Source organism: Sphingomonas sp. CBMAI 2297 (assembly GCF_029870595.1).
GTDB lineage: Bacteria > Pseudomonadota > Alphaproteobacteria > Sphingomonadales > Sphingomonadaceae > Sphingomonas.
Genome location: NZ_JAPDIR010000003.1, coordinates 159,570 through 173,984, shown reverse-complemented (window position 1 = coordinate 173,984; position 14,415 = coordinate 159,570). Strand labels below are relative to the sequence as shown.

Sequence of the window (14,415 nt, the reverse complement as noted above, 5' to 3'; positions counted from 1 at the left end):
GGAGGGGATAGAGCGAATGAATGATACGGCGCAAAGGGCCAATATGGGCCTGATCGGCGCCATCGTCGCGGTGGCGACGATCGGCGGCCTGCTCTTCGGCTATGACAGCGGCGCGGTGAACGGCACGCAGGAGGGGCTCAAGGCTGCCTTCGCGCTGGACGAGGCCGGGCTCGGCTTCACGGTCGGCTCGCTGCTGATCGGCTGCGTGTTCGGCGCCTTCTTCGCCGGCACGCTCGCCGATGCGATGGGCCGCCGCAACGTGATGCGCCTGGCCGCATTGCTCTTCCTCGGCGGCGCGCTGGTCCAGGGCTTCGCGCACGATCACACGATCTTCGTCATCGCCCGCATCATCGGCGGCGTTGCGGTCGGCGCCGCCTCGGTGCTGTCGCCCGCCTATATCTCCGAAGTCGCCCCCGCCAACATCCGCGGCCGGATGACGACGGTGCAGCAGATCATGATCATCTCGGGCCTCACCGCCGCCTTCGTGGTGAACTATTATCTCGCCCAGGCCGCCGGCAGCTCGCTCGGCCATCTCGGCGGGATCGAGGCCTGGCGCTGGATGTACCTGATGCAGGCGATCCCGGCCGCGGTGTTCTTGGTCGCGCTGTTCTTCATTCCGGAGAGCCCGCGCTATCTCGTCGCCAAGCAGCGCAATCCCGAAGCGCTCAAGGTGCTCACCAGCCTGTTCGGCGCGACCGAGGGCGGGCTCAAGCTCGCCGAGATCCAGGCCAGCTTCTCGACCGATCACCGGCCGCGCCTGGCCGACATCTTCGCGCCCGGGGGCTTCCTCGGCATCCGCGCGATCGTCTGGGCGGGCCTGTTGCTCGCGGTGTTCCAGCAGCTCGTCGGCATCAACGTGATCTTCTATTATGGCGCCACCCTGTGGCAGCTCGCCGGCTTCACCGAGAATGACGCGCTGCTGATCAACATCGTCTCGGGCGCCGTTTCGATCGCCGCCTGCTTCATCACCATCGCGGTGATCGACCGGATCGGCCGCAAGCCGCTGCTGCTGATCGGCTCGGCAGGCATGGCGGTGACCCTGTTCGTGATGGTCTATGCCTTCAGCCAGGGCACGCTCGACCCCGCCGGCAAGCTGGTGCTGACCCCGCAGATGGGCATGGTCGCCGTGATCGCCGCCAATCTCTACGTCATCTTCTTTAACGTCAGCTGGGGCCCGGTGATGTGGGTGATGCTGGGCGAGATGTTCCCCAACCAGATCCGCGGCTCGGCGCTGGCGGTCTGCGGCTTCGCGCAATGGGGCGCCAACTATGTCATCGCCCAGACCTTTCCGAGCATGGCGAAGTGGAGCCTCACCGGCGCCTATACCTTCTACGGCGTCTGCGCGGTGATCAGCTTCTTCCTGGTCCAGAAGTTCATCCACGAGACCAAGGGCAAGGAACTGGAGGCGATGGAAGGGTGACCCTTCAAATCCTCCCCTGTTACGGGGAGGGGGACCAGCCGAAGGCTGGTGGAGGGGGCTCTCCACCAGCCATGTCCTTCGCGGAGAGCCCCCTCCACCCCCGCTTCGCGGCGGTCCCCCTCCCCGTGCCGGGGAGGATCGAGAAGGAAATATGACCCGCACCCCCGTCCGCCCCTTCCGCTCGCGCGAGTGGTTCGCAGCGCCCGGCCGTGCCGACATGGCGGCGCTCTATCTCGAGCGTTTCATGAACTACGGCATCACGCCCGAGGAGCTGACCTCGGGCAAGCCGATCATCGGCATCGCGCAATCGGGCAGCGATATCGCCCCCTGCAACCGCATCCATCTGGAGACGGTGAAGCGCGCCCGCGCCGGCATCCTGGCGGCGGGCGGGGTGCCGATGGAGTTTCCGCTCCATCCGATCTTCGAGAATTGCCGCCGGCCGACGGCAGCGCTCGATCGCAACCTCGCCTATCTCGGCCTGGTCGAGATCCTCAACGGCTATCCGATCGATGCGGTGATCCTCACCACCGGCTGCGACAAGACCACCCCTTCGTCCCTCATGGCCGCCTCCACCGTCGACATTCCGGCGATCGTCCTGTCGGGCGGCCCGATGCTCGACGGCTGGCACGAAGGCGAGCTGGTGGGCTCCGGAACGGTGATCTGGCGTAGCCGCCGCAGGATGGCCGCGGGCGAGATCGACGAGGCCGAGTTCCTCCGCCGCGCGATGGAGAGCGCACCCTCGTCGGGCCATTGCAACACCATGGGCACCGCCTCGACGATGAACAGCATCGCGGAGGGGCTCGGCATGTCGCTCCCCGGCTGCGCGATGATCCCGGCGCCGTATCGCGAGCGCGGCCAGATGGCCTATGAGACCGGCAAGCGCATCGTCGAGATGGCCTATGAGGACCTGCGCCCCTCCCGGATCCTCACCCGCGATAGCTTCCTGAACGCGATCCGGCTGCTCACCGCGATCGGCGGCTCCACCAACGCGCAGCCGCATCTCGACGCCATGGCTCGCCATGCCGGCATCGAGATCACGCCGGACGACTGGCGCGCCGGCTATGACCTGCCGCTAGTGGTCAATATGCAGCCGGCGGGCGAATATCTTTCCGAGCGCTTCCACCGGGCCGGCGGCATCCCCGCGGTGCTGACCGAGATGCTGGCGAACGGCGCGCTGAACGGCGATGTGATGACCTGCACCGGCAAGACGCTCGCCGAGAATGTCGCCGGCCGTGCCGTCACCGATCGCCAGGTGATCTTCGAATGGGACCGGCCGCTCAGGCAAAAGGCCGGCTTCCTCGTCCTCTCGGGCAACCTGTTCGACATGGCGATCATGAAGACCAGCGTGATCTCCGAGGATTTCCGCGCCCGCTACCTCTCGCGCCCCGGCCGGGAAGGCGTGTTCGAGGGCCGGGCGATCGTGTTCGACGGCTCGGACGATTATCACCACAATATCAACGATCCGGCGCTGGACATCGACGAGAATTGCATCCTCGTCATCCGTGGCTCGGGCCCGATCGGCTGGCCGGGCTCGGCGGAAGTCGTCAACATGCAGCCGCCCGATCACCTGATCCAGCGAGGCATCATGAGCCTGCCCACGCTGGGCGACGGCCGCCAGTCGGGCACGTCGGACAGTCCCTCGATCCTCAACGCCTCGCCGGAGAGCGCGGCGGGCGGCGGCCTGGCCTGGTTGCGCACCGGCGACACGATCCGCATCGACCTGAATGCCGGCACCTGCGATGCGCTGGTCGCGCCGGACGAGATCGCCCGCCGCAAGGCCGAGCCCGCCCCGCCGATCCCGGAGAGCAATACGCCCTGGGAGGAGATGTATCGCGAGAAGGTCGGCCAGCTGGGCGAGGGCGGAGTGCTCGATTTCGCGCTGAAATACCGGCGGACGAGCGAGAAGGTGCCGCGGCACAATCACTAGCCCAAATTCCTCCCCCTCCGGGGGGAGGAATGAGGTAGGGACTTCGCCATGCACCCGCTCGACAATCCCGCCTGGTCCGCGCTCTGTTCCCGCCAGCAGCATCTCGCGCGCGGCGCGGGGCTCGCCCAGCGCTATGACGGCGACTATGCGACTTTCGCCACCGTGGTGAACCACGGCTACGAACCGCTGGCGGCGCTCGGTGCGCTGGTTGCCCGCACCGGGCCGGCGATCGTGCTGGAGAAGGACCCGCTGCCTCCCGTCCCGGACGCGATCGTCCTGAAGCACCGCATGGGCGTCCAGATGGTCGCGGAGCATCCCGCGCCCGCCGATCCCGATTTCGCCTTTCTCGAACTGGGTGACGCCGACGCGGCCGAGATGCTGGCGCTCGCCCTGCTCACCGAGCCCGGGCCCTTCTTCGCTCGCACCCATCAGCTTGGCGGGTTCATCGGCATCCGGCACGAGGGGCGGCTGATCGCGATGGCGGGCGAGCGGATGAAGCCGCGCGACTTCACCGAAGTCAGCGGCGTGTGCACCCATCCCGATTTTCGTGGCCTGGGCCTTGCCGGCAAGCTGATGCGGGTGGTCGCCGCCCGGATCGTGGCGCGCGGGGAAATACCCTTCCTGCACGCCTATGCGGACAATGCGTCGGCCATCGGCCTGTACGAGCGCCTCGGCTATCGCCACCGCATCGATGTGAACGTGACGGTGCTGGGGCCGGCCTGACGTTCTGAGCGGCACCTTCTCTCTCCCCGGGGAGGGAGAGGGCCAGGGTCAGGATTCAATCGGCAGACTCCGTCATCCCTTCCTCGTCATCCCCGCGCCGGCGGGGACCCAGGGCCAGAGGCAAGGTGGGCGAGGCTCGTCTTGCCGTTTCCGGCAAGCCTCCGCGCGATTGCTTCGAACATCCCCTATCACCCTATGACGGGGGTCTGCTACGGTCTCCTGATCGCTGGGCAGCGGAGCCATTGCTCAATCGCTATCGCCCTCGGCCCCATGGCCGATGTCGATCAGCGCGGTGAGCACGTCGCGGGCGTGGCGGATCTTCTCCGCGCCCATCCGTGCGGCCAGCTCGGCATCGATCGCCATGCGCGCGGCGATCTGCGTGTCGGCGGCGGCGCGGCCGCGCTCGGTCAGCGTCACCGTCAGCCGGCGCCGGTCCGCCGGGTCGACCTGCCGGTCGAGATAGCCGCGCAGCACCAGCGCATCCACCAGCTGGCCGGCCGCCTGTTTGCTCACCCGCAGCTCCCGGATGATCTGGGCGAGGGGCGCCTCGCCCAGCGCCAGCGCGCCGATCACATAGAGCCCGTTGCCGGGGATGTCGTCATGGCCGCTCGCTACCAGCGCCGCCCGCATCGCGGCGCCATAGGTGTGACGCGCGTGGCGCAGCAAGGCGGGCAGGGGAATTGGAAGGGAGGCTTGGTCCGTCATAAGGGACATTTACAGTCCCAATTCTAGATAGTCAATATTATTGACTATAATTGCCTTTCTTCGGGGCTCGCATCTGCCAGGCATGTTGCAGTTCAGCCAATCCTCCCCGCCGGGGCTCAGGCGCCTTCCTGGATCAGCGCGCCGGCCACGCCGGGCACCGAGACGCGAAAGGCGAACAGGTCCCCCGCCTGCGGGGTCGCCGCCTTCTCCGCCGGGGAGAGGTGCTTGTTGGCGGTGGTCGCATAGACCGTTCGCAGATCGGGCCCGCCAAAGGCGATCTTGGTGATCGCATCGACGGGAAACGGCACGGTCTCCAGCAGTTCCCCGGAGGGAGCGTAGCGGCGCACCGCCGATCCCTTGTAGAGCCCCACCCACAGGCAGCCTTCCGCGTCCACGGTCGGCCCGTCGGGATAGCCCTGCTCGTTGGGGATGCGGGCGAATTCCCGCCGGTTGGCCAGGCTGCCGTCCGTGGCCAGGTCACAGGCATGGATCACGCCGCCCAGCGTATCGATATGGTAGAGCGTCCGCCCGTCGGGGCTCACCGCCGGGCCGTTGGTGATCGCGGCGAAGGGGCTCGCGGCGATGCAGCGGCCATCCGCCGCCAGCCGGTAGATCGCGCCGGTATCGGCGGCCTCGCTGTCGTCCATCGTGCCGAACCATAGCCGGCCGGCGGGATCGACGGTGGCGTCGTTCAGCCGGTTTCCCGGCCTTTCCGGTTCGGGATCGACCAGGTGCGCGAAGCCGCCGCCAGCCGGATCGAACCGGGCAAGCCCGGTCTGCAGCCCCGCGACGAAGCCGCCGCTCGCCACGGGCAGCACGAAGCCCACCTGGCCGGGCGCGCTCCAGCTGCGCCTGTCGCCCGTCGCGGGATCGTAGCGATGGATGGCGTGGCCCTTGATGTCGACGAACCACAGGGCGGCGTCGCGCGCCACCCAAACCGGCCCTTCGAGCAGCGGCGCGGCGAGCGACCAGACACTTGCCGGTGCCGAGGTCACCACGCCCATCGCTCAGCGCCAGCCCGCGTCGACGAAATATTCGTGGCCGGTGATCAGCCGTGCGTCGTCCGAGGCGAGGAACAGCGCCATCGCCGCGATGTCGTCGGGCACCAGCCGGCCCTTCAGGCACTGGGCCTTGACGATCTCCGCCTCGCCCTCGGGCGTGTACCATTTCATCTGGCGCGGGGTCTTCACATTGCCGGGCACGATGCAGACCGAGCGGATATTGTCGGGGCCCAGCTCGCGCGCGAAGCTGCGGGTCAGGCCCTCGATCGCGGCCTTGGCCGTCTGGTAGAGCGTCAGCTCCTCCAGCGCGAGATGCCAGGAGATCGAGCCCAGGTTGATGATCACGCCGGCGCCCTTGGCCTTCATCCCCGGGATCACCGCCTGGGCGCAGAAGAACAGGTGCCGCAGGTTCACGTTGAGCCGGTTTTCCCAGTATTCTTCCGTGACTTCCTCGATCGTGTGGCGATCGTCGTTCGCGGCGTTGTTCACCAGGATGTCGAAGCTGCCGAAATCCTCGATCAGCCGCGCGATCCGGGCCTTGGCACCGGCCACGTCGGTCAGGTCGACATGCTCGTAGACCGGCGGCTGCCCCAGGCCGGCGAGGCCGGCGATCAGCGCCTGCGACTCCGTATCGGCGATGTCGAAGAAGGTGACGTCGCAGCCCTGGCGGACAAAGCCCTCGACCATGCCGGCGCCGATGCCCGATCCGCCGCCGGTGATCAGCACGCGCTTGCCCTTCAGGCTCGGATAGAGGGCGCGCTGATCGCGAGTGAGCGGCACGTGCATGGGATCAGCTTCCGACATGAGAACAGGGCACCTTGGAATAGCGTTTAATTTGTCCGAGTAAATCGCTCACAGCAGGCCGCGGCCCGCCAGGTTGCGCATCAGCTCGCGGATGCCGAACGTCCAGGGCGCGGCCGCCTTGGAGGTGGTGACGCGGTTGGCGAGGGTGCCGAGCTTCGGGCTCGAGATGCGCACCAGGTCGCCGTCCTTGTGGGTGAAGCCGCGGCCCGGATGGTCGCGATCCTGGATCGGGGCGAACAGCGTGCCGAGGAACAGCGCGAAGCCGTCCGGATATTGATGCTCGCTCAGCGCCTGGCGGACCAGCTCGGTGGGATCGCGGCTGATCTGGCTCATCTTGTTGGTGCCCTCCAGGCGATAGCCCTCGGGTCCGTCGATGACCAGGTCGATCTCGGCGGCGCGGACATCGTCCATGGTGAAGCCATCGTCGAACAGGCGGATGAACGGCCCCAGCGCAGTCGAGGCGTTGTTGTCCTTGGCCTTGCCCAGCAGCAGGGCGCTGCGTCCCTCGAAGTCGCGCAGATTGACGTCGTTGCCCAGCGTCGCGCCCCGGGGCGTGCCGTGCCGGTCGACGATCAGCACCACTTCGGGCTCGGGATTGTTCCAGTCGCTGTCCGAGCGCACGCCGATGTCCGCTCCCCAGCCGACCGCGGAAAGCACGGGCGCCTTGGTGAACACTTCGGCATCGGGGCCGATCGCGACCTCGAGATATTGCGACCACATGCCTGCCTCGATCAGCGCGGCCTTCAGGCTCGCCGCCTCGGGGCTGCCGGGAACGACCGCGCGGATGCCCGAGCCGATCCTGGCCTCCAGGTCGCCGCGGATCGCCGCCGCCTTGTCGGCATCTCCGCGGGCGCGCTCCTCGATCACCCGCTCGATCGCCGAGAGCGCGAAGGTGACGCCGCAGGCCTTGACGCATTGCAGGTCGATCGGGGCGAGCAGGACGGGGCCGTTATCGCTACCAATATCGGCTATGGCACCGATGTCGATGCCGGCAACGCCCGCCGGATCGGCATGGTCGAGCAGATCGGAGACGGTGGCGGCGCTGGCCGATACGTCGAGGATCCGGCCGTCGCGCAGGATCACGGGGCTGGGCCCCGCTTCCGTCAGGACACGACCAACCAGAATCGCCTTGTCATGATCGACAGGCAGCACTTCCGCCGGAGACGCTTTCAAATCCTCTCGCCCCAATATCTGCTTTTGATAGCGCTACCATGCGGCGCCACGGGGTGGGCTGTCAAGCCGGTCGCGCCGCTTTACGCCTTATTGCGGAACCGCTTCCAGCAGCGCGAGGATCTCGCCGACGATCTCGGCCGGCGGGCGCATCGTCCCGTCCGCGCTGGCGTGCACCATCCGCCACGGGCCGAGCAGGCCGGCCGCCACGATCGCTTCGTAATTGCCCCGCACCCGCTGCTGGAGCGCGACATCGGCCTCATATTCGTCGAAGCTCTTGCTGGTATAGCTGCGCTCGGCCTTTTGCAGGATCAGCGCGCGGGCCAGTTCCCAGGGTGTGTTCAGATAGATGGAGAGGGCGGGGGCGGGCAGGGCGAACTGGCCAGTCTCGAGCGCCAGGATCCATTCCATCAGCGCGCGGCTCTCCTCCGCCGGCACGCGCGCGCCCTGATAGGCCATGTTCGAGGCGACGTAGCGGTCGAAGATCAGCACGTCATGCGCCGCGGCCGCGGCCAGGATCTGGTCGCGCCACTCGAACCGGTCGAGCGCATAGAGCGTCGCGGCGGCATGGGGGCGTACCGGAACGGGCATGTCGCCGGCCATGTAGCGGCCGATCGTCACGCCGGCGACGGTCTCGCCATAGCGTGGGAAGCCGATCACCGTGGCGGTCTTGCCCGCTGCCTGGAGCGTTTCGCAGAGCAGCCTCGAAATGGTGTTCTTGCCGACGCCGTCGGCGCCCTCGATCGCGACGATGATCCCCATGGGAGCGCGCCCTAGCACGGGCGCCGCGATCAGAGGAAGACGGCAGAGACGATCGCGGCCAGGCGTGCCGGATCGCAGTCGTCGAGCGATACTTCCATGTCGGGATTGATGCTGTAGCCGATCATCCGCCCGTCGCGGCCCGATGCGACCGAGAGCAGCCGCCAGCCTTCCTCCTCGCGCAGCGCGGCGAGCCCGCCGGGCACCGGCAGGCGATCGGGATCGGCGACCACGATCGCCTGGGCGGGCAGGCCGCCGCCCAGCGTGGCGCGGCACACCTTGAGGCCGAAGGCGCGGGGCCCCGCGATATGGGGGGCTTCCACTGTCTTGCCGGTCGGCTGGTGGCCGATCAGGCCATGGGGCAGGGGCGCGCCGAAGACCGGCAGCAGGCGGATCGCGGTCACCGGCGCGCCCGGGAGCGGCAAGGGCGTCGCGGCCGGAACGGCGGCCGGCGCGGGCGCTTCCTCGCGCAGCGCCGCCAGCAGTTCGGCGACGCGCTCGCGGGTGCGGGCGATCCGGGTCTCGGGATTGGCGATGGTGGCGAGGAACGGGTCGAGCGCGCCCGTGGCGCGGCGCTTCTCCACTTCCGCACGCAATGCGGGTTCGTCGGCGACGCCGAACAGCGCGAACAGCGCGCGCTGGACGGCCGTGTTCCAGCGGCTGAACGGCTTCTGCGCATTCTCCACGCGCGAGAGGTTGACCGGCGGCAGGCCATAGTCGCGCTCGATCAGGGCGATGGTCAGCGCGGGATCGAGCGTGCGGCGGGCGCGCAGCGCGGCCCCGAGCAGCACGGCGAACCGCTCTTCCTTCAGGTCGATCTGGGCGCCGTCGCTGAACGGCTCGGCCCAGGCGGCGATGTCGAAATCGGCGGCGTCGATGTCGAGCAGCAGGTCGGCCGGGGCGATGCCGAGCGCGGCGGCGACGCGGCGAAGCTCGTCCGGCCGCGCGACGACTTCGCCGCGTTCGATCTTCGAAAGACGAATATAGGGGATCTCCGGAATCCTCGCCGACAGGCGCAGCAATTTGGCGAAGCCGTGCCGCTGCCGCTGTTCGCGCACCCGGTTCGGAAAGACAATTGCACGATAGAAGTCGATCATGGGTTCGCCTGCGGGTCCCGCCCGCATCTTACCCCTGCCGTTCGCGCTTGCCATGACCGATCCCCTCGATTCTGAGGGTATCTTGAAGCAATTCAAGGATAATACAAGGTAAACGGCATTCCGTTAGTGGAATGAACCTGCCGCCTGGCCACCCGTCAGCAGCCCGCACGGGCCCGCCGGATCGAGGTCGAGGATCATCGCCAGCGTGCTTTCGCCGGTGGCATGGCGGAGCAGCCAGCCCTCGGCCGAAGGCGCGGGATGATCGGGGGCGAAGGCCACGCCGGTGCCATCGGTGATCGCGCCCAGCGCGCCCGGCGGAGTCGGCCAGCGGCCGGCGAGATAGTCGAGCAGCGCCGCCGCGGCATCCTGGAGCGCACCCTCGTCGGTGTCTTCCGGGCAGAAGGCGTCGGGCGTGGCGGAAATGATCGCGACGCGCCGGAAATCGCGGCGGCGCCACCACAGCAGGTGGATCTGGCCGTCGGCGGTCGCCTCCAGGCCGAGGATCAGCTCGCTGCCGACCGGCAGCAGGGGACGGGCCAGTCGCGCCACGTCCTGCGCGAGCGCGGTCAGGCGGCGATTGGGGCGCGGCAGCGAACCTGGGAAATCCTCGGTGCCATGCCAGTCGAAATTGCGATGCATCGGTTCCTCCAGCCCTCTCGGGAGCATTATAGGATGGGACGGGACGCGCGTGGCGTTCCGATGCGATCAGTGGAGCGAGGCGCTCGACGGCGCCGGGGCGGCCGCAAGCTGGACCGCTTCGACGCGCTCCGCCTGCTCGCCGGCGGCCGTCGTGGCGGCGGGCGAAAGCGTGCTCGGGTCGACGGCGCGGACGCTGGCCAGGCGATTGTGCGGCAGGCTGGCGTCGGGAAGAATCGGCGTGGTGCGCGCGGCCGGGGCGGGGCGGCGCTTGGGCGCGCCCGGCTGGCCATATTCGGCCATCACGGCGAAGCGCGGGTCGTTCGCGGCGATCTCCGCGATCGCCTTGGCGGCGCGCTTGGTGATCTGGCGGACGCGTTCCTTGGTGACGCCGGTGTCGAGCGAGAGGTCGTCGAGCGTGGCGGTCTGGAACACCCGGCGCTCGACGATCTCGCGGTCGCGGCTCAGCTTGGCCTCGAGCTTCTCCAGCTCGGCGGGATCGATGCCATGGGTGGCGGAGCGCAGGCGCGGCCCCTCGGTACGGCGCAGCGCGGCCTCGGCGCGCTTCGGGCGCGGTCGGCGGCGGAGTGCCTCGACGCCGACCTTGCGGAGCTGGTCGACATAGGCGTCGATGAGCTGGGAGACGGCGCCCTCGGCGAGATAGTCGGAAGCGGCGGCCTCGGTGCGGGCGACGGCATCCTCGTCCTCGATCATGGCCTCGGGGGCGATCTCGTCGCCATCGGTGGCGGCCAGGGCGCTGAGCGAGACGGTGGTGGCCTCGACCTTCTTGGCGGAGGGTCGCTGGTCGGTCATCAGGCGGAAGCGCAGGCTCTGGAGCTCGCCGCGGATCTGCCAGTTCACGAAGGTGGTGAACTGGGCCTTGGTGGGATCATAGGATTCGATCGCGCGGTGGACGGCGATGGCGCAGCACTGCTCGGCATCCTCCCAATGCGCGGTCAGGCCGTACTGGCGGACGAAGTGGCGGATGCGCGGGGCGATCAGCTTGAGGATCTGGGCAAAGGCGCGGTCGACATAGACGCGCTGGCGGTTGGTGCGAGCGGCGCCGTCCTTCGGCGTATTCTCGATGACGGTGGCCACCGCTGCTTCCAGCGCGATCGTGATCTTCGACATTGCGTATCCCCTGTTTCGTCCGGGCCCGCCGGGTCTCGGCTGCCGTTCACAGGGGCAACATGGCTTCTAATCCTTTAACAGAACCCTTAAAATCCTATATGTAGTCCTACCAGTGTCGATTTTTCGGCGCAGCGCGCTTCCCCGCATAAAATACGGAAATGGTGTGATATTTACGGAATTCGGCGCCTGAAAGGCCGCCGATCCCATCATTATAGGATAAAATAATTTAGCCGGCGAATTGTTCCGGACGGATTCGACGATCGATGAATCCGAGCAGCCATTGGCGGTGCGCCTGGGTGGCGTTGCCGGCCGCGGCGATTCGCTGATCGGCCGCGCCGCCGCCGATCTGGGCGGCCAGCAGCATGCGAGCGCGGCCCGGATCGATGCCGCCCGCAAGGAACTTCTTCGCGTCGCCGAGCCCCAGATGATGGGTGAGATAGGCCGACTTCGCCAGGGTCTCCGCGTCGGTGTGCACGCGGATGCCCGATTGCTCGAGCCGCGAAAGATTGACCTTGGCGAGATCGGCGATGCCCAGGATCGAGGCCTGGCCGTCATAGCGCAGCGCCAGCAGCTCGCTGCGCGCGCCGGGCAGCACCTGGCCGCGTCCGTCGAGCCAGCCGCGCTCGGCGGCGAACTGGTTGAGCCAGGTGCCCGAAATCTCGGCGAGATGCTCCCAGGTGCCGCTCAGGAACTGCCCGAGCCCGGCCGCGCTCGAACGGGGATTGCGCGACATGGTGTTCCAGCTGCCGTCATGCCCCTTGGCGGCCTCGGCGTCGACGATCGCGGCGAGCGCGGTCGCCGGAATGCCGGTGCGCGCCTCGGCCATGGCGAAGGCGGGCGCGAAGCGGGTATTGGCGCCGAGCGCGAGGCCCGATGCCACTGCTCCGCTGGCGACGGAGACGGTAGCCTCGGTGCCCATCGCCGCGGCCATGGCGCGGCTGCGTTGTTCGGCGGTGTCGCCGATCGCGCCGCGCAGATCCTCGATGCAATTGTCGACAAAGTCCTTGGCGGCGGCCTTGCGGTGGCAGGCACAGGCGCAACCGCAATTGCAGCCCTGCACGCCGTTCGCCTGGCCGCCGATCCGGCCGCCGAGCAGGTCGAGCAGCGAATCGCCGCTCAGGCCGTTCTGGCCGATGCCGTTGCCCTTGCGGTCGTCGCGTTCGCCGTCGCCGAGCGCGGCGCGCCACAAGCGGCTGGCGAGCTCGGTCTGCGCTTCGGTGTAGATCACCTTGGCGCGGTTGGCGGGGCTGAGCTGGGAGAGGTCGGCGCGCGGGATCATGTGCTGCGCTCCGCGTTGCGGCGCGCGACGACCAGCTTCGCGGCGGCGATATCGTCGATCATCGCCTGCTCGGCCCCGGCGGCGGCGCGCTCGGCTTCGTCCTTGAAACGATCGGCCGCGCCTTCGATGGCGCGCATCGTGCCATAGGCTTCCACGGCCTGGGCACGCAGATGGGTCAGCCGCATGGTGGCCAGCTGCGCCTGCTGGTCGAGCCGCGCGCGCTCCACCTTCATCCGCAGCCGCCAGGCGTCGCTGGCAACGGGCACGCTGGCGGCGAGCGCGCGCTCCTCGCGCATCCGGGCATCATGCGCATGCGCCTGATGGTTGAGCGCGGCGATCGTCTCGATCTCGACGCTGATCGACACCTTCACCGTGTCGACCTCGCGGCGCTGGACGCGCAGGGCGGTGTCGAACGGGGTCACTCGTCCATCTCCATGCTGAGCGCGACGATCTCGCCGAGCGCGGCGAAGGCGGCATCGGCATTGCCCTGGTCGTTCTTGCCCTGGTTGAGCATCGCCTCGATCTGCGGGGCGAGCGCCACCGCGCGGTCCACCTCGGGCGAGGAGCCCGCCTTGTACGCGCCGAGCCGTACCATCTCCTCCATGTCGGAATAGGTGGACAGCAGCTTGCGCGCGCCGACCCGGATGTCGTTCTGCGCGTCGTCCATGCAATGGGGCAGGGTGCGCGAGACCGATTTGAGGATGTCGATCGCCGGATAGCGGCCGCGCTCGGCGATCGCGCGGCGCATCACCACATGGCCGTCGAGGATGCCGCGCACCGCGTCGGCGACCGGCTCGTTATGGTCGTCGCCATCGACCAGCACGGTGAACAGCCCGGTGATCATGCCCTTGCCCGGCGCGCCGGGGCCGGCGCGCTCGAGCAGGCGGGGCAGCTCGGCGAAGACGGTGGGGGTATAGCCCTTGGTCGCCGGCGGCTCGCCGCTGGCCAGGCCGATCTCGCGCTGCGCCATGGCGAAGCGGGTGACCGAGTCCATCAGGCACAGCACGTTGAGCCCCTGGTCGCGGAAATGCTCGGCGACGGCGAGGGTGGTCCAGGCGGCCTGGCGGCGCATCAGCGCGGGCTCGTCCGAGGTGGCGACGACGACGACCGAGCGGGCCATGCCCTCGGGACCCAGATCGTCCTCGATGAATTCCTGCACTTCGCGGCCGCGCTCGCCGATCAGGCCGATGACGGCAACGTCGCACTGGGTCCAGCGCGCCAGCATCGAGAGCAGCACCGACTTGCCGACGCCCGAGCCCGCGAACAGGCCGAGCCGCTGGCCGCGGCACAGCGGCACGAACAGGTCGAGCGTCCGCACCCCGGTCTCGATCCGCTCGCCCACCCGGGCGCGGTTGGCGGCGGCGGGGGGCGGCGCCTTGATCGGCTGGGGATCGGCGCCGTTGGGAAGCAGGCCGAGCCCGTCGACCGGGCGGCCGAGCCCGTCGACCATCCGGCCGAGCCAGGCCTGGGAGGGGCGGACGCTGAACTGGCCGGCGCCGAGCTCGGCGCGCGCGCCCAGGCCCACGCCCTGCGGATCGACAAAGGGCAGGCACAGCGCGACTTCGCGGTCGAGCGCGGTCACTTCCGCCTGGACGATGCCGCCCGGCGCGGCGATCTCGATGCGGCTGCCGATCTGCGCGGCGCCGGCGAGCCCTTCCACTTCGATCAGGGCGCCGCGCACCGCGACGACACGGCCGAAGCGGCGATCGGGCGTCATGTCCCGGATCGCGCGCGCTGCGCTGGCGAGCGTCTGCACCTTGTGG

14 protein-coding genes are annotated in these 14,415 nt (G+C 68.8%); 3 read left to right on the top strand and 11 right to left on the bottom strand.

The window, feature by feature from the left end; all coding sequences use genetic code 11:
• Positions 1-16: 16 nt before the first annotated feature.
• The 3 genes from OMP43_RS05930 to OMP43_RS05920 all read left to right on the top strand — a co-directional run bounded on the left by OMP43_RS05930 (position 17) and on the right by OMP43_RS05920 (position 4,070).
• Positions 17-1,420, top strand: a complete 1,404-nt coding sequence (locus OMP43_RS05930; RefSeq protein WP_280278805.1) for a sugar porter family MFS transporter — start codon at positions 17-19, stop codon at positions 1,418-1,420.
• A gap of 151 nt (positions 1,421-1,571) precedes the next feature.
• Entirely contained in the window at positions 1,572-3,347 is a 1,776-nt protein-coding gene (locus tag OMP43_RS05925; RefSeq protein WP_280278804.1) for an IlvD/Edd family dehydratase, read from the top strand.
• Positions 3,348-3,395: 48 nt separating this feature from the next.
• Positions 3,396-4,070, top strand: coding sequence for a GNAT family N-acetyltransferase (locus OMP43_RS05920; protein ID WP_280278803.1), 675 nt, complete (start codon positions 3,396-3,398; stop codon positions 4,068-4,070).
• Positions 4,071-4,316: 246 nt separating this feature from the next.
• Here the strand turns inward: OMP43_RS05920 and OMP43_RS05915 are convergent, their stop codons facing one another.
• From OMP43_RS05915 to fliI, 11 genes are all read right to left on the bottom strand, one after another.
• Positions 4,317-4,784 carry a MarR family transcriptional regulator gene (locus tag OMP43_RS05915; protein WP_280278802.1) on the bottom strand — a complete coding sequence of 156 codons (468 nt, stop codon included), beginning with the start codon at positions 4,782-4,784 and terminating at the stop codon, positions 4,317-4,319.
• Positions 4,785-4,891: 107 nt separating this feature from the next.
• The gene (locus tag OMP43_RS05910; protein ID WP_280278801.1) at positions 4,892-5,779 is read right to left on the bottom strand and encodes an SMP-30/gluconolactonase/LRE family protein; all 888 of its coding nucleotides are present in this window, start codon (positions 5,777-5,779) and stop codon (positions 4,892-4,894) included.
• A gap of 3 nt (positions 5,780-5,782) precedes the next feature.
• Positions 5,783-6,580, bottom strand: coding sequence for an SDR family oxidoreductase (locus OMP43_RS05905; RefSeq protein ID WP_280278800.1), 798 nt, complete (start codon positions 6,578-6,580; stop codon positions 5,783-5,785).
• 48 nt (positions 6,581-6,628) lie between these two features.
• Positions 6,629-7,753: a fumarylacetoacetate hydrolase family protein gene (locus tag OMP43_RS05900; RefSeq protein ID WP_280278799.1), complete on the bottom strand. Its 1,125-nt coding sequence runs from the start codon at positions 7,751-7,753 to the stop codon at positions 6,629-6,631.
• An 87-nt stretch (positions 7,754-7,840) separates the two neighbouring features.
• Positions 7,841-8,512, bottom strand: a complete 672-nt coding sequence (locus OMP43_RS05895) for a thymidylate kinase (RefSeq protein ID WP_280278798.1) — start codon at positions 8,510-8,512, stop codon at positions 7,841-7,843.
• A gap of 29 nt (positions 8,513-8,541) precedes the next feature.
• Positions 8,542-9,606, bottom strand: coding sequence for a helix-turn-helix transcriptional regulator (locus OMP43_RS05890; protein WP_280278797.1), 1,065 nt, complete (start codon positions 9,604-9,606; stop codon positions 8,542-8,544).
• A 123-nt stretch (positions 9,607-9,729) separates the two neighbouring features.
• Positions 9,730-10,245 (bottom strand): hypothetical protein, encoded by a 516-nt coding sequence (locus OMP43_RS05885; RefSeq protein WP_280278796.1) that lies wholly within the window; start codon positions 10,243-10,245, stop codon positions 9,730-9,732.
• A gap of 66 nt (positions 10,246-10,311) precedes the next feature.
• Complete coding sequence (locus OMP43_RS05880; protein WP_280278795.1) at positions 10,312-11,373, bottom strand: sigma factor-like helix-turn-helix DNA-binding protein; 1,062 nt, start codon at positions 11,371-11,373, stop codon at positions 10,312-10,314.
• 226 nt (positions 11,374-11,599) lie between these two features.
• Complete coding sequence (locus OMP43_RS05875) at positions 11,600-12,652, bottom strand: peptidoglycan-binding protein (protein WP_280278794.1); 1,053 nt, start codon at positions 12,650-12,652, stop codon at positions 11,600-11,602.
• Positions 12,649-13,074 (bottom strand): hypothetical protein, encoded by a 426-nt coding sequence (locus OMP43_RS05870; RefSeq protein WP_280278793.1) that lies wholly within the window; start codon positions 13,072-13,074, stop codon positions 12,649-12,651. The genes OMP43_RS05875 and OMP43_RS05870 overlap by 4 nt, the downstream gene beginning before the upstream one ends.
• Positions 13,071-14,408, bottom strand: coding sequence for a flagellar protein export ATPase FliI (fliI, locus tag OMP43_RS05865; RefSeq protein WP_280278792.1), 1,338 nt, complete (start codon positions 14,406-14,408; stop codon positions 13,071-13,073). The genes OMP43_RS05870 and fliI overlap by 4 nt, the downstream gene beginning before the upstream one ends.
• Positions 14,409-14,415 lie beyond the last annotated feature (7 nt).

What these genes read in the sequence shown, in the direction of transcription:
- OMP43_RS05925 (WP_280278804.1), top strand. Translation starts at nt 1,572, where the DNA reads ATGACCCGCACCCCCGTCCGCCCCTTCCGCTCGCGCGAGTGGTTCGCA.
- OMP43_RS05895 (WP_280278798.1), bottom strand. Translation starts at nt 8,512, where the DNA reads ATGGGGATCATCGTCGCGATCGAGGGCGCCGACGGCGTCGGCAAGAAC.
- OMP43_RS05885 (WP_280278796.1), bottom strand. Translation starts at nt 10,245, where the DNA reads ATGCATCGCAATTTCGACTGGCATGGCACCGAGGATTTCCCAGGTTCG.
- OMP43_RS05910 (WP_280278801.1), bottom strand. Translation starts at nt 5,779, where the DNA reads ATGGGCGTGGTGACCTCGGCACCGGCAAGTGTCTGGTCGCTCGCCGCG.
- OMP43_RS05880 (WP_280278795.1), bottom strand. Translation starts at nt 11,373, where the DNA reads ATGTCGAAGATCACGATCGCGCTGGAAGCAGCGGTGGCCACCGTCATC.
- OMP43_RS05875 (WP_280278794.1), bottom strand. Translation starts at nt 12,652, where the DNA reads ATGATCCCGCGCGCCGACCTCTCCCAGCTCAGCCCCGCCAACCGCGCC.
- OMP43_RS05915 (WP_280278802.1), bottom strand. Translation starts at nt 4,784, where the DNA reads ATGTCCCTTATGACGGACCAAGCCTCCCTTCCAATTCCCCTGCCCGCC.
- OMP43_RS05905 (WP_280278800.1), bottom strand. Translation starts at nt 6,580, where the DNA reads ATGTCGGAAGCTGATCCCATGCACGTGCCGCTCACTCGCGATCAGCGC.
- OMP43_RS05930 (WP_280278805.1), top strand. Translation starts at nt 17, where the DNA reads ATGAATGATACGGCGCAAAGGGCCAATATGGGCCTGATCGGCGCCATC.
- OMP43_RS05890 (WP_280278797.1), bottom strand. Translation starts at nt 9,606, where the DNA reads ATGATCGACTTCTATCGTGCAATTGTCTTTCCGAACCGGGTGCGCGAA.
- OMP43_RS05920 (WP_280278803.1), top strand. Translation starts at nt 3,396, where the DNA reads ATGCACCCGCTCGACAATCCCGCCTGGTCCGCGCTCTGTTCCCGCCAG.